The sequence below is a fragment of the Bacteroides sp. An322 genome, from assembly GCF_002161765.1.
Taxonomy (GTDB): domain Bacteria; phylum Bacteroidota; class Bacteroidia; order Bacteroidales; family Bacteroidaceae; genus Phocaeicola; species Phocaeicola merdavium.
This window is the reverse complement of the sequence record NZ_NFIN01000040.1, coordinates 1-19,243: the sequence shown is the minus strand read 5'-3', so window position 1 is coordinate 19,243 and position 19,243 is coordinate 1. Positions and strand designations below refer to the sequence as shown.

The following is a 19,243-nucleotide window of genomic DNA, read 5'->3' as shown; positions in this document are numbered from 1 at the left end:
TATTAATACCTTTTATTATCATTTTTATAAACCTTCTTTCAAAAAGTATTGCGAAAGACGAATTCCAGCATTAACCTAACGATAACATAAGCATAACATATCCTCTTTTTTAGAACGGTTACTTTTGTCCTGTGAAAAGGAAACAGAAGTAACCGTTTTTAATTTAAAAAAGATATGCTATTACCGAACGAATGGATAGAGAACAGTATCGAGACGTACATCTATCAGCACACAACGAAATCGCAGGTGATCTACTGGGTTGTCCTGCTTGCCGTGACCGTCACATTAGTGGCACTTCCCTTTGTCTATGTGGATATCTCCGTACAGGGAAGCGGCGTAGTGAGACCGGTTGCGGAAAAGGCTGAAATCACTTCCTCCATTACCGAAATTGTGGATTCGGTATTCGTGAAGGAAGGTGACCAGGTGAACAAGGGAGATGTGATTCTCCGGTTCCGCACCAACAATTCGGACTACAAGATCAATTACCAGACCAGCCGGTTGAACGACTGCAGCGCACAGCTTGCCGACCTTGCCTTTTTAGCGAAGGGCGAACGTCCGGAACGGTTCAGTTCTCCGGTAAGGCAGCAGGAATACGCCTATTTCATCCGGAAGAAACAGGAACTGGAAACGGCACTGGCACAGGCGGAAAAGGAATACACCCGGAACAGGACGCTTTTTGAGAAGAAGGTCATTTCGGAAGAGGAATACGACAGTTATTACTTCAAGCTGAAAAGCCAGCAGAACGAACTGGCATCGCTGGTACAGAGCCAGCTCAGCACCTGGCAGGCGGATCAGAACACCTATCGGAACACATACAACGAGATGAACTCCAGTTTGAATCAGGAGATAAAGGACAAGGACATGTATATTGTGCGCAGCCCGGTGGACGGGACGGTAGACCAGTTCTCCGGCGTGTACCGCGGAAGCAGCATTCAGTCAGGTCAGTCGCTGGCGGTTATCAGCCCCGACTCCACGCTCTGCCTGGAGGTCTATGTCACGCCGAGAAACATCGGGTTCATGAGCGTGGGTATGCCGGTGAACGTGCAGGTGGAATCGTTCAATTACAACGAATGGGGAACGATACCTGGAAGAGTAAAGGATATATCATCGGACTTCCTGACGGACAGCCAAGGCAATTCCTTCTACAAGGTGAAATGCGAGATGGAACGTGATTATCTCCAGCTGAAGAACGGAAGGGTAGGGAAACTGAAAAAAGGAATGACGGTGAACGCACACTTCATGGTGACGCGCCGTTCGCTGTTCGACCTGCTCTATCAGAAAATGGACGGATGGGTGAACCCGAAACAATATGAGAACGAGACAATGGTAGCGAATTTGAATTGAATGGAAAAACGGAAAAAAACAGAATGACTATGCATAAGAAAGGTATCAAGATAAAACAGCATGACATTACGGACTGCGGCGCGGCATGCCTTGCCTCTGTCTGCGCACATTACGGGCTTCAGTTTCCGGTTGCCCGCATCCGGCAGTACGCGTTCACCGACCAGAAAGGTACAAATGTGTTGGGACTGATAGAGGCTGCCAATCGGCTCGGACTTTCGGCAAAAGGCGTGAGGGCACAGTTTGAAGCGCTTGCCATCGTTCCGAAACCGACCATTGCCCATGTGATCGTGCATGAGCATCTGCAGCACTTCGTGGTCATCTATAGGGTGGAGAAGGGACACATCACCTATATGGATCCGGGAGACGGAAGGATGCACAAGGTGACGGACGAAGAGTTCAAGAGGATGTGGACGGGCGTACTCGTGCTGATGGAACCGGAAGAGACCTTCAAGAAAGGGAACATGAAAACCAGCATGACGCGGAAGTTCTTCTCACTGCTGGCACCGCACAAGAGCGTCATGATGCAGGCGGTGTTCGGGGCGTTGGTGTACAGCATTCTCGGACTGTCCACCTCGGTATATGTGGGTAAAATCACCGATTACGTGCTGGTGGACGGAAACATCAACCTGCTCAACCTGATGGGCGTGGTGATGATTGTCATCCTGATTCTCCGCACCTTTATCGGAGCCATGAAGAGCATCCTGGCACTGAAGACCGGACAGCGCATCGACGCCGCCTTGATACTGGGATATTACAAGCACCTGCTGACACTCCCGCAACAGTTCTTCGACACGATGCGTGTGGGTGAGATTATTTCACGTGTGAACGATGCGGTGAAAATCCGGAACTTCATCAACAATGTGTCGCTCGACCTGGTAGTGAACATGATGATCCTGCTTTTCTCTGTGGGTCTGATGTTCGTGTATTCGTGGGAGCTTGCCCTTGTGACGTTGGCATCCGCACCGCTTTTCCTGCTTATCTTCTGGGGGTTCAATCGGCTGAACAGGAAATACCAGCGTGGTATCATGGAGAGCAGCGCGGACTTGGAGGCACAACTGGTGGAATCCATCAACTCCATCTCCACCATCAAGCGTTTCGGCATAGAGGACTTTGCCAACCTGAAGACGGAGACCCGCTTCGTGCATCTGTTGAAGAACACGTTCCGCAGCATTTACGGAGCGATCATGGCACAGGGTGGCATCCAGTTCGTCTCTACAGCCATCACCATTGCGGTGCTCTGGATGGGAAGTGTGCTGGTCATCGACAAGGAACTGACACCGGGAACACTGATGGTGTTCTATTCGCTCATCAGCTACGTCATCTCGCCCATCGGCTCGCTGATATCTTCCAACCAGACCATTCAGGATGCGCTGATTGCAGCCGACCGCCTGTTTCAGATTATGGACTTAGAGCGTGAACAGGACGACAGCCAAAAGATAGAGCTTGAACCGGACATGATTGGTGACATCACGTTTGAGAACGTGTCGTTCCGTTACGGTTCGCGGAAAGAAGTGTTCAAAGAACTTAACCTGAAGATAGAAAAAGGAAAGACCACCGCCGTCATCGGCGAGAGCGGTTCGGGAAAAACCACGTTGATCTCCCTTTTGCAGCATATCTATCCCATCCAGTCCGGGCAGATCCGCATCGGCGAATATGACATCGCCCAGATAAGCAACCGGAGCCTCCGCCGCATGGTTGGGACGGTGCCGCAGCAGATTGAGCTGTTTGCCGGGACAATCATCGAGAACATTGCGGTGGGAGACCTGCAGCCGGACATGAAACGGATTGTAGACCTTGTGGAACAGCTCGGGCTGAAGGATTTCATCGAGCGTCTGCCCAACGGATACATGACCTATATCGGCGAGCACGGTGCTTCCCTTTCCGGGGGAGAACGGCAGCGCATTGCTATCGCACGCGCCTTGTATAAGGAACCGGAGATTCTGATTTTTGATGAAGCGACCTCCTCGCTGGATTCCATATCGGAGAAGCACGTGAAGCAGACGCTGGACGCACTGGCTAAACGGGGAAAGACCGTTATTGTCATTGCGCACCGCCTGAGCACGGTGAAGAACGCGGATAGGATTGTGGTACTCGACAAGGGTCAGGTAGCCGAGACGGGTACGCACAAGGAACTGTTCAACTCAGGCGGCATCTACAGCCGATTGTGGAACGAGCAGTTTGACCAGTTGGATTAGAATTGGTATATGAACTAATTCAATTGATAAATAGACTATTGCAATAGTATAAAATAAGTATTAACAACTAAAAAAGTAACAATTATGAGAAACAATGAATTTAAAATGATGCAAGAAATGAGTGTACAAGAAGCAGCAAATACTGTTGGTGGTATTAGTATCATTCGTGTTACCGGTGCCATGGATGGAATCAAAGGCAATACTGAAGTATTCATTTTTGGTATTCGTGTGTTCCATGGTAAAAATGTAGATTAATCAGTAACAGCATTTGTAACCAGTCTATCCTGAATTGGAAAAACAATTCAGGATAGACTATATTTTTTCAAAGATGAAACTAAAAAGATTAGCTTTTATATTATCATTGTCATGGATAATATCCGGATATGTGTTAGGGCAGGTTCGTGTAATTGATAATGTCGATGGAAGAATTGTACCTTATGCTCAGATTATGGATGAGAAGGGTGTTACAATAGGTTTCGTAGATGCAAACGGGATATTTCCTGAAGATATAAATAAAGGGAAGGTAACAATTCAGCATATGTCTTATTACCCAAAGGAAATAGAATGCTCAAAATTTAGGAAAGATACATGCATATCCCTCACTCCAAGGGATTATATGTTGGATGAAGTGGAGATAACGTCTAAAGCCAATGACTATATCCATTTGAGGACTTATTTCCGGAGTTATCAACTGAATGATTCTTGTTTAAAATATTTCAAGGAAGGTTTTGCTGATTTTTTCATTAGGCTGAAGAATAGAAAGGTGAAAAGGTTTGTTACTCAAACCCGTGTTTTGGCGAATAAGAAAATGATATCGGAAGATAAGAAACATGCAAATATGTTGGTAGACAAATATATAACAACACCTTCATTAGGAAATGGCACATTATTGGAAGAACTTAAGGAGGATGGCTGTAGTTATCAATCAGATTCGACATTGGCTTATTTATATGATGATGGAATACGGGTCGGTAGTGTAGAAAAGGATACGAAAAATGGGGTATGTGTTGTGACTTATGATGCTTTGGAAGGCAGGGGAGAGAAAAAAGGGACATTATTTGGATATACGACAAGGTTGGTGTATAATTATCAAACAGAAGTCTATCGGAATTTAAATGAATACAAGTCTTTTATAGACTTACTATGTAAGAAAGGTTATAGGAAGCTCTTTTATAGGTATAAAAAAGACCCTAAAGAACAGATGGTAGAGGTTATGGACGAACTATATGTTTTAAAAGGTGAGTATATTTCGTCTGATAAAATGAAAGATGTAATTTCATATTTGAAGTTAGCAGAAAACAAGGAAAGCGTGGAGACTTTAATTATTCCTCCGCTAAACGAGCATTTTTCTTTCGTATTAAAGACAGAAATGGTGCCTATAAAATAAATTCGTTAACTTAACGATAACTGTCAGATAACATAATTCTTTGTTTTTGTCTTCTATTTTTGCCATGTTAAAAAACTAAAAACAAAGAATTGTAGATTATGAATAGATTGGTGAGCTTTATTATAGTTGTAGTTGTTTCTTTAGTTGGCATGTGTAACATACAAGCACAATCGAAGAAATGGACATTAACTGAATGTATTGAATATGCCGTTAAGCATAATATTGAGGTAAAGCAAAGCGATAACCAGATTCAGAGCCTGAAAGTGCAGAAGAATACATTAAGGAACAGTTTCCTTCCGGATCTGAATGCAGGTGTCTCGCAGAACTTCACATTCGGACGTTCGCTGAACCAGAAAAATACGTATGAGAACAGCAACATACAGAACTCTTCTTTCTCTGTAACTACGGAAATCCCGATATTTGCTGGATTCAAGCGGACGGCATCAATTGCGCAGAATCGCTTCGACCTGCTTGCCGCAGAGGCGAACCGGGAACTGATAGAAAACAACCTGTCGCTGAACGTGGCTGGAGCCTATTTCCAGATTCTTCTGGACAAGGAAATCTATCGGATAGCATTGGAACAGATACAGCTGACCAAGGAACAGGAAACCTGCACGCAGCTTCTTATCGAGAATGGGAAGGCTGCCGAATCACAACTTTATGATGTGCGTGCACAGCTGGCGGATGACGAACTGACCGCTACCGAAGCGAGAAATTCCCTCCGGCTCGCTTATCTTGACTTGGCACAACTGATGGAGCTGAAAGGGCATGAACAGTTTGATATCGATTCGCTTGGTGGAGAGATTGCCATCGCCGACACGCTGAGTCCGGTGAGCATCTATCAGTCCGCCCTGACCTGTATGCCTCAGATACGTCAGGCATATTACACCCTGCAGAGCAAGACGAAAGGCATCCGGATAGCCAAGTCCGGATATTACCCGACCCTTTCATTCGCAGCAGGAATCAACACGAATTATTACGACAACGGGAGCGGACTTGGCGAAACGTTCCGGAGGCAGCTTAACAACAACATGCAGAAAAGCCTGTGCCTTACAATCAGCATCCCGTTGTTCGACCGCTTTTCCACTCGGAACCAGGTGAGGGCGGCACGTATCGATGAGGATAATGCGAGACTGTCATTGGAAAACGAGAAAAAGCAGTTGTACAAAGAAATCGAGCAGGCTTATACGGATGCGATATCCGCATTCGAGAAATACCGTTCCACCACGAAAGCAGTAATAGCCAATCAGGAAGCACATCGGTATGCATTGGAAAAATATGCAGCCGGGAAATCGACTGTATTCGAATACAATGAAATCAAGATGAAACTTGCCGACGCGCTTTCCCAACAGTCACAGGCTAAATATACCTATCTGCTGAAAGACCGTATACTGGCTTTCTATTCCTGCTTTTCACTGACAGATTAACTACCTGTAATTATGCATTCAATAAAGATAAATCTCGATGTCGTTTTAAATAAAAGAGGAATGACGTTGAAGGAACTTTCGGAAAAACAGGCGTGTCTATAGCCAACCTTTCTAACTTGAAAAACAACCGTGTCGTTTCAGTCAGGTTTTCTATGCTTGATAAAATCTGTAAATCCTTGGAATGCCAGCCTGCCGACATCTTAAAGTATGAAGATGATTAACTTAATGATAACATTCTGATAACCTGAAAGGGGATAAATCCTTCTTACCTTTGTGTCAGTAAAAGGAAATAAAGACGAAACAATAAAAATAGCAAGATATGGAAATTATTACAGCAACAACGATTTTTTTAGCGTCATTGAACGTATATGGCGAGTGTGGGTTTGCATACAATGCAGAAACCTCTGAGGATGGGATTGTCACAGCCAAGACTGTGTACCGTAAGTCGGTATGTGGAAAGTATCTGTCTCCTACTTTGAAATACAACTATGTGTATGACGGAGAGCAACGTTTGGCACAGAAAGAAGTGTTGAAGTGGAACGGCGTAACGGGGGAATGGGATAAATCGCACATTTTGAATTACATGTATGATGAAAACGGGTATGCCATTGAATATGCCGTATGGAACAGTGGCAAAAATGAATACGCTGATGTGGTTGCCAAGCAGACTTATAATGAAGGCATTGACGGTGCGCTTTATATCGCTTTGTATAAATGGGATAACTCCGGGAACGACTGGGTGAAGCAGAATGACATGGTTGCCATGAACCTGTCAGGCGAACTTCTGACATCTTTTGAATTTGAATTATAATAAAATGTATAACAATAAAATATGAATTTATGGAAAAGAAAAATTTAGAACGGAAAGTAAGACTGATTGCAATCGAAGAAATGAGAAATGTGAACGGCGGAGCGACTATTGTAGACGGGGACGAATTTGCACAGCTGAAACTACCGATTGGCATGCGCAAGAAATTCTAATCTGATGTCGTTTGGAAAAATAAGATAGGTTATGGAAGGTTGGATTGGATAATAAATTGAATGTGTGAATCCTTGTCTGTATGTTTTTAGGGATGCCTGTGTGTGGCATCCCTTTTTTATGGAAACTAAACTATGGAGCATATCTTTCTCCTTTGTCGCTTAAATATAGATCTATGGCTTCGTTGAATGCTTGAAGTAAGGTCATTCCGTTGTCTGTTGCATATCGTTTCAGCCGGTTGTGGCGTGAAGGGTCTGTTATGTAATTGCAAGTCTTATATTTGGGCTTTTCTTGTGTACGTAAATCCGGTTGCTTTATCGCTTCTGTCGTTGGTCTTACCAATGAGCTTAGCCCGGCTTTCATGTTTTCTCTCAGGTTGTTCCTTTTGTTTTCCATACGGCTGTATTAATTGAATGTTGATTCTTTTTTTAGAAATTCATCACAAAATGAAGCATAATCTTCCGCTCCTGAAGATTTTGGCGCATAGTGGAATATATCATGTTTAGCAGCTGTTGCTTCTCCGATGGCGACATTGGTTCGGATTGTAGTAGTGAACACATCCCCTTGAAAAGTGTCACGGATTATCTCTTGTATATCTTGATTGAAATTTTTCCGTCTGTCGTATTTGGTAATCAGTATTCCAGAAATGCGCAATTTAGGGTTCAGATTGTTTTTTACTTCCTGGATGACGTTTGTCAACCTGCCCATTCCTCGCATTGCTAAGTATTCTGCTTCTACGGGGATGATGATACAATCCGAAGCAGTCATTGCGTTGATAGTCAGTATAGATAAGGATGGAGGACAATCTATAAGAATATAATCGTATTGTTCCTGTACCGGGCGGAGTAATTTGTGAAGAATCTGCTCCCGTGCATACTTTTGCATTATTTCCATTTCTATTGCTGACATATCCAAACATGACGGTACAATATCCAGACCGTCTTCGTTCTTTACAATCGGAAGCGGACTGTAGCCTCTCATGGCTTGATAAATGGTATCGTCTAGTTCTGTGGAAACTCCTAAGCAGTCCGTCAGGTTTGACTGTGCGTCCATATCAATGAGCAGTACCCGTTTTCCCCGAATTTGCAGTGCTGCACCTAAATTAGCCGCAGTTGCCGTTTTCCCGACACCTCCTTTGTGGTTGATTATTGATACTATTTTCGCCATACTGTTGATTATAAATGCTAACTGAAAAACTAAATCACTAAAATTAGTTGATTAGTGGCAAAGTTACTATAAATGCAGAATAAATCAAATGAATCAACGATTTTATTTTTCCCGTTTACTCACTTCCGTTTTCTCTATTGCATTTTAAGATGGAATAGGACATATCCTTATTGGACTATTTGGAAGACAAGAATTTAATCTTTGTGCATCATGTGTGTGTTATTTCCACTAATCCACTAAAACACTAATATTTGTAATGTACATTATGTTTTATATAAATATTTGATAAACAATAAAGTATAAGAAGCATATATACACTAATCCACTAATAAACTAAACAACTAATAAACTATTTTTTGTAATGTACATTAAAAATAATACTTTTGCAAGAAAATAAACATCAGAAAAATGATAACGACTATACAGTTTAAGACGCTTGACGATTTGTTTCAGTTCTATAATAACCGCCTGTTCGAAGGGAAGCTGCCAGAATGCATTGTGAATATGAGCCGGAAAGGAGGTTCTTATGGTTTTTTCGCTGCAGACCGATGGGAAGGGGATTCAATGCAAAAGAAAATCATCCATGAAATCAGTATCAATCCGGATTTTATGGATCGACCGGATAAAGAATGGCATTCGACTTTAGTGCACGAAATGTGCCATCTTTGGCAGCATGATTTTGGGAATCCAAGCCGGAACTGTTATCATAACAAGCAATGGGCGTCTAAAATGATACAGGTCGGTCTGATGCCGACAGATACGGGAGAACCGGGAGGGAAGCAAACAGGGCAACAGATGTCCCATTATGTAATTGAAGGCGGTTTGTTTGATAATGTTTTCAATGCGCTTGGGGCTGATGAATTGGAGAACCTACGCTTGAAATACAGACCTTTGCCCGCTTCTTTCCGGATGCTTCCAGTGCCTGTTCCTCCACTGGGAAAATCTGCAGATACAGAAAAAGCTGAAGATAAGGAGGGGGATTGGGAGAAAAGCGGGAAACGCAAGAGATACACTTGTGGATGCGGAAACCATGTATGGGGAAAATCCGGTTTGTGGATCAGGTGCGAAGAGTGCAATATGCTGTTTTTGGAGGATTAAATGAAACGGGAGTGCCGGCGAATTGAAGCCGGTTCTTTATTCTGTATAATGGCATAAAAAAACAAAACCCTGAAGTTTGTCTTTCGACAGGGACGACAGGGGATTACTTTGCAAAAGTACGCATTTGTATTTATATTTGCAAATAAAACAATAGAAATCATGAAATACAACGATTATGAAGCGGCTTTCTCCCAAGCCCGTTTAAGCAGATACCTAAATGCTTGCGCTGGAGACAAGAATAAGGCACTCATACTATACAGGCACAATTTGAAATTGTGCCAGAAATTTTATGGCGTACTTGGATTGTTTGAAGTCGTTTTTCGCAATGCGGTAAATGAACACTATAAGCGTCATTTCGGTGATGAAGATTGGATTCGGACGCAGATTCATGCAGGAGGAATGTTAGAGAGCAGTCCACAGGTATCAGATGTAACCCGTTATATCTCAAAACTATCGGATGCGGGGAAGTACACGCATGACAGGTTGGTATCTTCGGTAAGCTTCGGCTTCTGGACCTATCTTTTCAACAAACAGCCATTCCGAAAAGGCGGTCAGAGTCTATTGGCTATCTTTCCGCACAAGACCAAAGGGTTGGGGCAAAGGGCAATTTACAACGAGTTGATGGAAATCAAAAGTTTTAGGAACCGAATAGCCCACCATGAACCCATATGTTTTGATATGGACGGAAATAAGGACGTGGAATTTGCACAATCCAATTACAACCAAATCCTGAAGTATGTTGATTTTTTAGGGTACAATAAGAATGAATTATTCTATGGGTTGGATGTGTTGCCTGACAGGACAATCCAAAAAATAAGAGACCTATAACATTTGAAGCTGGGATTATCCGTTTCAAATATCCCGGCTTCATCCTTGTTTGTCCTTCAGTTTTCCTTTAAGTGCATTGATGATATACCCTTTGGGATTGCCTTTATCTCTCGATTTGCCTTTCAGTATAGCCAGTTCCCCCAGGATGTCCGGCAGTTCGAACTGTGCGGCAATGAAAACAGCCCGGTTGTTCTTGATTTCCTTGTCTGAAAATCCAAGCGAGAGCTTCAAGTAGCCAAGCACTTGCCTATTCAGATCCCATGAAAGGTTTGTCTGCTTCTGGATTTCCTGCCGGTAGAGGTCATTATCCCTGAACTGCGGCTGTAGTATCGGATAAAAACAGAACCCAACAATTTTCTTTCCTTCTTTCTGAGGGGTCCACTCGAAAGTATAGGGGGAGCACTCGTCCAGCTCTTTCTTTGCCGGTTCAATGACTTTTCGTATGAAATCCGCCGTCAGTTTGTATTTGTCGGTTACCTGGAACATTTCCTTGAGATGGTTAAGTGAGAATGACATTTTCGCTTTCTGACCGCTCATCAGTTCATAGAAGCGCATTGTATAGACGCTTTTGAAGTTCATGGCTGTCACTAATTCGTATTTGCGGAATCCTTTAGTGAAATCAAGGCAGCAGCTCCAAATCTTTGGGTCTATTTGAAATGTGAATGTGCTCTTGTACTTTTGAATTTTGGGCAAAACGATGATGTTTATTTTTTCCCATGTTTTTTCATCTTCATATTCAAAATATTTCTGAGACAAGGCTATCAAGGCTTTTTTCGCTTTCGCATAGTTGTTATCGTCTTCATTGGATAGTATCGATGTGACCGGGAGGGTTACTATTAAGTTCCCCCAAAGCGTGTGTTCCACTTTTCTACAATCTTCCGGGAATTTCAACCCCTGCAATTCACATTGGGCAAGTTCTACAAGCCTGTATAGAATCCTTTTTTCGTACACATTGAAATCGTATTTTGCCGTAGTCATGATATAGCTTTGTATTTGGTCTTTGTTTCTGACTACTACTCCGTTGTTTTTTTTCTGCTTCGTGCGTTCCATAATCCAATTGGCTTTATGTTGTTTTGCAAAGATAGCTATTATTATGACTTGTACAAATGAAAGTCATCGATAATATAAAAATCCATTCCAAAAGTCATAGTTTGAGGCGAAAAATCCATTCCAAAAGTCATAGTTTGTATTCCAAAAGTCATAATAAAATGTTAAATACTTTCTGTAATTGATTGATAATCAGCTAAAATTTAGTTAAAACAAAAAAGGCGATAAGTATATACAAGTTATGCATATAAACAAGTCAAAGAATTTTTTAGCGGAATGTCACGAAATCCATTCCAGAAGTCATAATTCCGTTGACAAGGAAAAGCAAATTGTTAGCATAGCAGGAATAGGGACGGATTTTTCTGCGCGTTAAATTATGTATATTTATGTAATTATGTATTTAATTTATGCTGAAAAACATATTTACATATGAATACCCTTGTTTGTGCCTAATCCGAATATCTTCTGTAGTCTTATCCATAGCTGTTTGAAAAATTCCTTGAAGTGAATTTTGTTCAGCCAAATGGTCGTATTTCCAGCCTTGCTTTTGGCAATGTCTATCTTCACGTCCTTGACCTGATGCTTTTTTCTTCGTTCCCGGTCGTACAAGAATCCCGAATAGGTTATCTCTTTTCCCGTGAGCAGGAGCCGGATATCGTTGTCTCCGACACCCATTTCCCGGAGTTCCTCGATGTTTTCTTTGGCGTTTTCCATACAGGGGAACAGGTTGGTTATCGGCTTCAGTCTTTCTTCCCCGGTTCTGACAGCCCTGCGTGTGGCTTCCCGTTCCCTTTCGTTTTGGGCGTTTGCTGTACGCAGGTTGCTCTGGAGGTTCTGGCTTTTCATCTCCAGTTCGTAATTCTCCCTTTTCAGTTCCGCAATCTCCTGCTCCTGCCGTTTGACCTTTCCGGAGTTGAAAAGGCTGGCTGTAGCATCGATGACGGTAGTTCCGGCTTTCAGCAAGGCTGTCCCCGTGTCGGCTGCCGCCCCTTTCAGCTTTTCCACCTTTATTTCGGCGGCTGCTTCCTTGAGCTTCTTTTGGGTGTCCTCCAGCTTTTCCCCTGCCTGCTTCACTTCGTCCTCTATGGCGTTGCGCTCACTCTCCATTTGCCGGCATTCTTTTTCGATTTGCGCCGCTTTCTCAGCTTCGACCATATTCTTATACTGGATGGCGGAAAGGTGCTTACGGTCGGAAGAAATGCCTCTTTCCATGCCAAGGCATTCCGCCAGTATGGTCTGCATTTCCGCCATGTCCTGCTTGTTCAGTTTCCGGGTTCTTCCAGTTTCCCCGTCCGTCCAGTCGAAAATCATGTGCGCATGGTAGTTCGGCTTCCATGTTTCCGCGTTTCCGTCCCAAACGCTGGCTCCTTCGTCCTTGTGCGTGTAGATTTGGAACGTGTGTATTCCGAAGCGTTCCTCCAACCTCTCGGCAAAGTCCTGAAGCTGCCGGAGTGTCGTGCCGTCCTCGATCACGACCACTCCCTCCCGGATGGGTGTCGCCTTCTTCTGCATGGACTGCCCGGTGTGCTGCCTGTACTTTTCCCTTATGTCCTCCAGCACGTCCGCAATCTTCATTTCCGACCATTGCTCGTTGCGGTGGGAGAGTTCCGGACGTATGTAGTCGAGTTCCTTGCTGCGGAGGTTGTGCCGTTCCGCGCTGCCGATGTTGCAGGGTCTTACGTTGATGCTTGTCTTTGCCATAACCTTTCTCTTTTCGTTGGTGGATATCCGTTTGCATCGCCATCGAGCTTGCCGATGGCGGACGGGGTCGAGGGGGGTCCCCTCGCACACGACCCTTTAGGGTCATAGTGTGCTATAACCTCGCAAGCAAAGTTAAGCCATTCGGACGGAATTTGCAAATGCCAAGTGTGGAAAGAGCACATAGGTCGGTACACAAAGTACACTCAGAAAAATCATCGGTCGGGGAACGCCTGCACGGCAAGGGGGTGCACCCGCACTCCCGACGAGTGCATCCATTAGAAGCCATTTTTCCGAAAGTAATTTCATTGTATCAAATTCATGTAGATTAACTATTGAAATTGTTACATAATCAAAATTTGTTGTACTTTTGCGATGGAAAAAGGTGTCATTTATGGTGGATAAGAATAAAAATTTAAATGAGATGAAAGAAGGAGATTTGGTATCAGTGTCCGCTGAAGCCACAGGTTTAGGCAGACCAATGGAGGCTGTTATAGACAAGATTGAAACATTCCTTGGGCAAACCCTTGTCACGGTCAGTTATACACAGCCTGACGCAAATTCCGGATTCGGAGGTTGCTTTGTTGATGCGCACATCACCGTGAAGGAATAAAAACAAATGAATTTGATTAATTGGAAGTATGGTAAATGAAAATGTATCAAAATCAAAAAGAGGTGGGAAGCGGGAAGGAGCCGGCAGGAAGAGCCGTGCCGGAATCCATTCGGTAGTCATGCGTGTACCTGCATCGATGGAGGAACTGGTACAGGCATTCATTGACATTTATTCGGATTGGATTCGCGAAGAAGGAGATAAATTTGCTCCGCACAAAACCAATGAAATGCAAAGGGCTTTTTTTAGGCAAACGGTTTCAGGAATGTTGGAATTTGAACGTGAACGGTTGGCGAAAAGGAACAAGGAGGATAGTGACAAGCGTCAACTCCGATTGTTTGAAAACGAAACGAAATCGGAATAGCGAATTGCAAAAAACGAAGGTTTTTCATACACGTTCCGGTCTTTCCCAGTTATGCAGGAAATGCTGTTCCTGTTTGTCTGAAAACCGGTCTTTTTATCAAAGTATGAAAAATAGTATGTATGACATATTACAGACAAGACCATGATTATAGGATATGCAAGGGTTTCGAAGAATGACCAGCACCTTGACCGGCAGATAGACCGGTTGAAAAAAGAGGGATGCGAGCGTATTTATCAGGAAAAAGTGTCTGGCGCGGGAAAATTAAGACCTGAACTGGATAGGATGCTGGATGCGCTTCGTGAAGGAGATACAGTCATCGTATGCGAACTGACCAGGTTGGGTCGTTCCGTAAAGGAGCTTTTTATGCTGGCTGAACGTATTGGCGCAACGGGTGCGGATTTGCGTTCGATTAAAGAGCCTTGGCTTGACACGACCACTCCGCAAGGTAAATTGCTTTTTGCCGTATTTTCAGGCGTGAGCCAGTTTGAGCGTGACATTATCCGGGAAAGAACCCTTGAAGGGCTGGAATCCGCACGGGCAAGGGGGCGCAAAGGAGGGAGACCGAAAGCCGATGCAGGACGCATAGAACTTGCCATGAAGCTTTATGATTCCCGTGCGTGTCCCGTGTCTGACATTCTCAAGGCTTCAGGTATAAGCAAAGCTACCCTGTACGCCTATTTAAAGGACAGGGAAAGTACGGAAAAGGAAACCTGAATGGAATCCTTTCCCGTAAGGTTATGTATTCCGATACGTTACTTTGCCACCAGCATCAGTCCGACACCTCTTGCGGTCTTAATTTCCACATCCGGATCATCGGTAAAGAGCTTGCGGAGTTTGGTGACAAATACATCCAGGCTACGGGATGCGAAAAAATCGTCTTCCGTATTCCAGCAACGGCTCAGGATGGCTTCGCGGCGGATGACCTCATTCTTGTTTTCGGCGAGAAGTTGCAGGATTTTGGCTTCCGTTGTGGTCAATACACGGATTTTACCCGTGTTGTCATCACGCAAGGTGGCATGTACGGTGTCGAGCGTGTAATGACCGAACCTGCAGTGCCCCTCTACCGACCTGCTTCTGGCACCTTCCTTCATTTTCAGGATGGCGTGGATGTGTGCGTCTATCTCTTCCGGTACAAACGGCTTCTTCACGTAGTTGTTCACGCCCAGTTCGTAGCCGTGTTTCACGTCTTTGGGCGATGTCATGGCGGAAGCGAACAGGATGGGCGTTTCTCCGTCCGTCTCACGGATGCGCCTTACCATCTCGAACCCGTCCATTTCGGGCATGTCGATATCGGATATGATGATGTCCGGTTTGTGTTCCTCCCAAGCGTGCAGACCCTCCAGACCGTTTCCGGCGGTAATCACTTCATAGCCGCCGATTACATCCTGCAGACCTGCCTGTACGATGTAGCATAAGTTCACATCGTCTTCAACGAGTAGTAGCTTTATCATAGTTCTTTGACCATTAAGGGTAAATAGATAATAAATTCAGTAAACTCACCTTCTATGCTGTTGACGAAGATTTTTCCTTTGTGCGATTCGATTACCTGCTGCACGAAGTTCAGCCCAAGCCCGAAACCGGACGCTTTCTTCCTGCGGCTCCTGCTTCCAGCCGCTGCACGCTCGTATTTGTTGAATATGCTGCGCTGGTCCTTTTCCGATATGCCAAGACCGTTGTCGTATATCTTGATAATGGAATAAAGGTCGTTTCTCGATGACGAGATGCGTATGTCCACACGCTCTTTGGAATATTTGATGGAATTGTCTATCAGGTTACTGAACGCCTCTTCGATGTATTCCGCATCGGCGTATATCTCCGGTGTTTGCAAGTCAAACTCGAACGATACGGGCTTGTGTGATTTCACCTTGAACTTATCCGCCAGCCTGACGAGCATCGGCTCCAGCGCAATCTTTTCACACTCCATCTTCATCTTCTTGTTCTCCAGTTTCGATATGGTGAGCAGCTTGTTGGTCAGTGTCAGCAGGCGGTCCGCCTCTTCCTTGGCAACATTGAAGAATTTCTCTTTTGTCTCCGGCTTGTCATCCAGCCTTCCGCTGTGCAGAAAGCTCAATGCTGTGAATATGGTGGTAAGCGGGGTCTTCATATCATGCACCATTGCGTATGAGAAATCTTCCCGTATTTGGGATATCTTATTTATGCGGGCAATGATTCTTATTTGATATGCTATGCAGGATATAACAAATATAACAAGTATGATGGTTGAGATAAGAAGTAATCCCATTCTTCCTATAATATATATATATGGACTATCCAACATCATTTGTATGCCATATGAAAAATCTATTCTTGTTGGTATAATATTTGATTTTATAATACCGAGTTGGGATAAGTTGTGATTATTGCTTTTTTCATAGATAATTTGATTTTTTGGATTAATAGATAATATGACAAATTCAGAATATATATTCCTCTCTTTTAATTGTATTCCAATAATTGAATCTATTTCATGGATAGAATATTGAATTCCAAGTTTATGTAGTCCGTCATAAAGATATGTCATTGATGATATAGAATCATTTTGAGGTCCTCCTGTGATTTCTGTTCCTTCTGGAATATGTTTTGAAGCAAGGTTTATTTCTGTATATAATGCATTATCTAATATGTTATTACACTCTTTTTGAATGTCTTGTTGAATCAATTTATATGTATTGTAAAGCCATATAAATTGCAATGTAATTATAGCTAATAAGCTAATAAATGTAAACCATCGAATATATGAGAAATGTTTCATCTTTTTTTGTGTAAAGGTATATAATTTATTCTTTATAATATCATTTTTATGTCAATTTCTTAATATGTAATTTTTTGTATAAGCAAATTAATATAATATTCGATGATTTAATAACATAATGTTAACCTTATGATAACAATACTACGCATGTATTCTTAATATATTTGCATCGTAACAATTAAAATAAATAGCAATGAAAGCAATAATAGAGGAAATGAGTAAAAAAGAATTGATAGAAACATTTGGAGGTGAGATTGTATGGCGTTTTGTGGATGGTATATGGATAGAAGTAAAATCACCAACTGAGTAAAAAATATTTAAACTGTTATTAGATGACATTTAACCTAACGATAACATAAAGGTAACATAATTCCAGATAATGTTGACTTACCTTTGCATCAGTAAAACAAACAAAGAGTATAATAACAATTAAATAGAAATGCGTATGAAAAAGAATGAATTGAAAACTTTGGAGATTGAAGAATTGAAAAACGTGAGTGGAGGAGTGGCACCTGGACCTGACGGTGAAAGCTGTACGGAACATGGGCTGCCGGATTTCTTGAAAAACAAGACTCTCTTGGATATTCTTAAACTTCGATAGTGGAAGAATGGCATTTGAGAGAATCAGAAAGGAAATAGTATTAACAAATAAACTTATTGCGTATGAAAGAATTGAACAAAGATGAGAACCAGTCAATTACAGGCGGGTATTTTCCTCCGACAGAGGAACAGTTGGAAAAGTTGAATCCTATCGAGAGAATTATCATTTGTTGGTAAAGTAAAAATGTAGTGTATGGAAAAGAATGAAATGATGCGTACTATGAGCCTGCAAGAACAACAGGATATCAATGGCGGTGGAGCCTTGGATATTTTGATAAATACGATTGTAGACGTTTTGAATGGAAGAATACCTGTATATGCTTAATGCATTAAAATGTAATAGTATGAAAGAACTGAAGTGGATGAAATGAGATTGATTGATGGTGAGATAATTAAATTGATTAAAAATATATAAACGTGAAAACAGTATGAAAGAAAATGTATTTATGGTTGAGTTAAATCAGCAAGAAATGAGTGAAGTAAATGGAGGAGGTCTTTGGAAAGAAGTGCTAAAAGCTCTTATTGCATCTTATGAGATGGCAAGTGATTTTAAGGAAGGATGGGATTCTGTTCCAGACCGTTAATTGATTTATGAAATTAGAAACTGATGAAAATAATTATCTATTAGAAAGGAGTATTTATGATGAAGAATGAATCATATGTAGAGCTTAGTAAGAAAGAAAATTCAGAAATCTATGGTGGTAAAAGTTTTTTGACTACTGCAGGTGAACTTTGCCATAAGGCATGGAATGAAGTAAAATCATGGTTTCGATAAATGTTAAATAGATGAAGAAGATGTAGTATAAATGTGAACTTTACTATATCTTCTTCATTTGGATTATTTGCTTATGTGTTATATTGTGAAAAAAAATAGAGTTCCATTATGGGCTGATTTGTTGATATTTTTAGTGTTTCTTTTTATTGCATCTTTGATAGGAGTAGAGAGCACATTGTCATTGATAGGTTCAACAGAATTTGAAAGTGTTAAATATTTCTTTTTGTCTACAATTATTTCTTCTATAATTGTCTTATTAGCTATTTTACTTCAACATTATGTTATAGACAAACGACCTTTAAGTGAATTGGGTTTATGTACTACTCACTTTGTATGGAAACATTCAAGTATGGTTGTTGTGTGGACGTTTATAGTGTTTGTTATTGGTTTTTTGATTTGTTTATTAAGTGGTAATGTCTCTATTGTATCGGTACATTGGAATTTGAAAGACTTGTCATTGAGTCTATTGATGTTTACTTTTGGTGCTTTCTATGAGGAAATTATAATGAGAGGATATCTATTGACACGTTTATGCCGATCTGGATTAAATGTTTGGCTATGTTTAATAATAACCGCAATTATTTTCTCTGCAATGCATTTAGCAAATCCTAATGTGAATTTTTGTTCTGTTGTTAACCTCTTTTTGTTTGGAATTTTAGACGGATGTATTTTTCTATATACTAAAAGTCTATGGGTGTCTGTAATAGCTCATTGTGCGTGGAATTGGATACAAGGATCAATTTTTGGGTTTAAAGTTAGTGGTTGTGAATTCTTTCAGCCTATTATAAATTTGGATATGCCGTCTTATAATTTAGTAAATGGCGGATTATTTGGATTTGAAGGTTCTATAATCTGTACTATATTATTAATACCTTTTATTATCATTTTTATAAACCTTCTTTCAAAAAGTATTGCGAAAGACGAATTCCAGCATTAACCTAACGATAACATAAGCATAACATATCCTCTTTT

Annotated in this window: 24 protein-coding genes; 18 read left to right on the top strand and 6 right to left on the bottom strand. The window is 42.0% G+C overall.

The features are described from left to right. The first annotated feature begins 174 nt into the window (after positions 1 to 174). The 8 genes from B5F91_RS14030 to B5F91_RS15325 all read left to right on the top strand — a co-directional run bounded on the left by B5F91_RS14030 (position 175) and on the right by B5F91_RS15325 (position 7,334). On the top strand, positions 175 to 1,344 hold the full coding sequence (locus B5F91_RS14030) for an HlyD family efflux transporter periplasmic adaptor subunit (RefSeq protein WP_087429673.1): 1,170 nt from the start codon (positions 175 to 177) through the stop codon (positions 1,342 to 1,344). A gap of 29 nt (positions 1,345 to 1,373) precedes the next feature. Then, entirely contained in the window at positions 1,374 to 3,539 is a 2,166-nt protein-coding gene (locus B5F91_RS14025; RefSeq protein ID WP_087429675.1) for a peptidase domain-containing ABC transporter, read from the top strand. A gap of 84 nt (positions 3,540 to 3,623) precedes the next feature. Continuing rightward, positions 3,624 to 3,794: a hypothetical protein gene (locus B5F91_RS15240; RefSeq protein WP_158099929.1), complete on the top strand. Its 171-nt coding sequence runs from the start codon at positions 3,624 to 3,626 to the stop codon at positions 3,792 to 3,794. Between the two features lie 34 nt (positions 3,795 to 3,828). Further along, complete coding sequence (locus B5F91_RS14020; RefSeq protein WP_087429672.1) at positions 3,829 to 4,926, top strand: hypothetical protein; 1,098 nt, start codon at positions 3,829 to 3,831, stop codon at positions 4,924 to 4,926. Between the two features lie 98 nt (positions 4,927 to 5,024). Beyond that, positions 5,025 to 6,353, top strand: coding sequence for a TolC family protein (locus B5F91_RS14015; RefSeq protein WP_087429671.1), 1,329 nt, complete (start codon positions 5,025 to 5,027; stop codon positions 6,351 to 6,353). Positions 6,354 to 6,445: 92 nt separating this feature from the next. Then, positions 6,446 to 6,574, top strand: coding sequence for a helix-turn-helix domain-containing protein (locus B5F91_RS15575; protein ID WP_338083169.1), 129 nt, complete (start codon positions 6,446 to 6,448; stop codon positions 6,572 to 6,574). Between the two features lie 98 nt (positions 6,575 to 6,672). Continuing rightward, the gene (locus B5F91_RS14005) at positions 6,673 to 7,164 is read left to right on the top strand and encodes a DUF3836 domain-containing protein (RefSeq protein WP_087429670.1); all 492 of its coding nucleotides are present in this window, start codon (positions 6,673 to 6,675) and stop codon (positions 7,162 to 7,164) included. A gap of 29 nt (positions 7,165 to 7,193) precedes the next feature. After that, positions 7,194 to 7,334 (top strand): hypothetical protein, encoded by a 141-nt coding sequence (locus B5F91_RS15325; protein ID WP_164496654.1) that lies wholly within the window; start codon positions 7,194 to 7,196, stop codon positions 7,332 to 7,334. Positions 7,335 to 7,464: 130 nt separating this feature from the next. On the opposite strand, the gene B5F91_RS14000 is transcribed toward B5F91_RS15325, so the two are convergent. Together B5F91_RS14000 and B5F91_RS13995 are read right to left on the bottom strand one after the other, a co-directional pair. Beyond that, positions 7,465 to 7,728 (bottom strand): hypothetical protein, encoded by a 264-nt coding sequence (locus B5F91_RS14000; protein WP_087429669.1) that lies wholly within the window; start codon positions 7,726 to 7,728, stop codon positions 7,465 to 7,467. Between the two features lie 9 nt (positions 7,729 to 7,737). Continuing rightward, on the bottom strand, positions 7,738 to 8,499 hold the full coding sequence (locus tag B5F91_RS13995; protein WP_087429668.1) for a ParA family protein: 762 nt from the start codon (positions 8,497 to 8,499) through the stop codon (positions 7,738 to 7,740). Between the two features lie 408 nt (positions 8,500 to 8,907). Here B5F91_RS13995 and B5F91_RS13990 point away from each other — a divergent pair, with 408 nt between their 5' ends. Both B5F91_RS13990 and B5F91_RS13985 read left to right on the top strand, forming a co-directional pair. Then, positions 8,908 to 9,597, top strand: coding sequence for a SprT-like domain-containing protein (locus B5F91_RS13990; RefSeq protein WP_087429667.1), 690 nt, complete (start codon positions 8,908 to 8,910; stop codon positions 9,595 to 9,597). Between the two features lie 159 nt (positions 9,598 to 9,756). Continuing rightward, positions 9,757 to 10,425: an Abi family protein gene (locus B5F91_RS13985; RefSeq protein ID WP_087251370.1), complete on the top strand. Its 669-nt coding sequence runs from the start codon at positions 9,757 to 9,759 to the stop codon at positions 10,423 to 10,425. A 39-nt stretch (positions 10,426 to 10,464) separates the two neighbouring features. Here the strand turns inward: B5F91_RS13985 and B5F91_RS13980 are convergent, their stop codons facing one another. Both B5F91_RS13980 and B5F91_RS13975 read right to left on the bottom strand, forming a co-directional pair. Next, complete coding sequence (locus tag B5F91_RS13980) at positions 10,465 to 11,475, bottom strand: replication initiation protein (RefSeq protein ID WP_087429666.1); 1,011 nt, start codon at positions 11,473 to 11,475, stop codon at positions 10,465 to 10,467. Between the two features lie 420 nt (positions 11,476 to 11,895). Next, entirely contained in the window at positions 11,896 to 13,173 is a 1,278-nt protein-coding gene (locus B5F91_RS13975) for a hypothetical protein (protein ID WP_087429665.1), read from the bottom strand. Between the two features lie 391 nt (positions 13,174 to 13,564). Between B5F91_RS13975 and B5F91_RS13970 the strand changes: the two genes are divergently transcribed. The 3 genes from B5F91_RS13970 to B5F91_RS13960 all read left to right on the top strand — a co-directional run bounded on the left by B5F91_RS13970 (position 13,565) and on the right by B5F91_RS13960 (position 14,858). Next, on the top strand, positions 13,565 to 13,783 hold the full coding sequence (locus B5F91_RS13970) for a hypothetical protein (protein WP_239416450.1): 219 nt from the start codon (positions 13,565 to 13,567) through the stop codon (positions 13,781 to 13,783). Positions 13,784 to 13,811: 28 nt separating this feature from the next. Then, complete coding sequence (locus B5F91_RS13965) at positions 13,812 to 14,144, top strand: hypothetical protein (RefSeq protein WP_087251365.1); 333 nt, start codon at positions 13,812 to 13,814, stop codon at positions 14,142 to 14,144. Positions 14,145 to 14,285: 141 nt separating this feature from the next. Further along, positions 14,286 to 14,858, top strand: a complete 573-nt coding sequence (locus tag B5F91_RS13960) for a recombinase family protein (protein WP_087429664.1) — start codon at positions 14,286 to 14,288, stop codon at positions 14,856 to 14,858. 38 nt (positions 14,859 to 14,896) lie between these two features. On the opposite strand, the gene B5F91_RS13955 is transcribed toward B5F91_RS13960, so the two are convergent. Continuing rightward, complete coding sequence (locus tag B5F91_RS13955) at positions 14,897 to 15,595, bottom strand: response regulator transcription factor (RefSeq protein ID WP_087429663.1); 699 nt, start codon at positions 15,593 to 15,595, stop codon at positions 14,897 to 14,899. Then, complete coding sequence (locus B5F91_RS15490; RefSeq protein ID WP_239473004.1) at positions 15,592 to 16,386, bottom strand: HAMP domain-containing sensor histidine kinase; 795 nt, start codon at positions 16,384 to 16,386, stop codon at positions 15,592 to 15,594. The genes B5F91_RS13955 and B5F91_RS15490 overlap by 4 nt, the downstream gene beginning before the upstream one ends. Before the next feature lie 955 nt (positions 16,387 to 17,341). Between B5F91_RS15490 and B5F91_RS13945 the strand changes: the two genes are divergently transcribed. From B5F91_RS13945 to B5F91_RS13940, 5 genes are all read left to right on the top strand, one after another. Next, entirely contained in the window at positions 17,342 to 17,497 is a 156-nt protein-coding gene (locus B5F91_RS13945) for a bacteriocin (RefSeq protein ID WP_087429661.1), read from the top strand. A 192-nt stretch (positions 17,498 to 17,689) separates the two neighbouring features. Further along, positions 17,690 to 17,821 carry a hypothetical protein gene (locus B5F91_RS15535; RefSeq protein ID WP_255376677.1) on the top strand — a complete coding sequence of 44 codons (132 nt, stop codon included), beginning with the start codon at positions 17,690 to 17,692 and terminating at the stop codon, positions 17,819 to 17,821. A 103-nt stretch (positions 17,822 to 17,924) separates the two neighbouring features. Further along, complete coding sequence (locus B5F91_RS15320; RefSeq protein WP_204244701.1) at positions 17,925 to 18,080, top strand: hypothetical protein; 156 nt, start codon at positions 17,925 to 17,927, stop codon at positions 18,078 to 18,080. A 56-nt stretch (positions 18,081 to 18,136) separates the two neighbouring features. Then, the gene (locus tag B5F91_RS15530; RefSeq protein WP_255376676.1) at positions 18,137 to 18,271 is read left to right on the top strand and encodes a hypothetical protein; all 135 of its coding nucleotides are present in this window, start codon (positions 18,137 to 18,139) and stop codon (positions 18,269 to 18,271) included. Positions 18,272 to 18,356: 85 nt separating this feature from the next. Continuing rightward, positions 18,357 to 19,208, top strand: coding sequence for a type II CAAX endopeptidase family protein (locus B5F91_RS13940; RefSeq protein ID WP_239416448.1), 852 nt, complete (start codon positions 18,357 to 18,359; stop codon positions 19,206 to 19,208). Positions 19,209 to 19,243 lie beyond the last annotated feature (35 nt).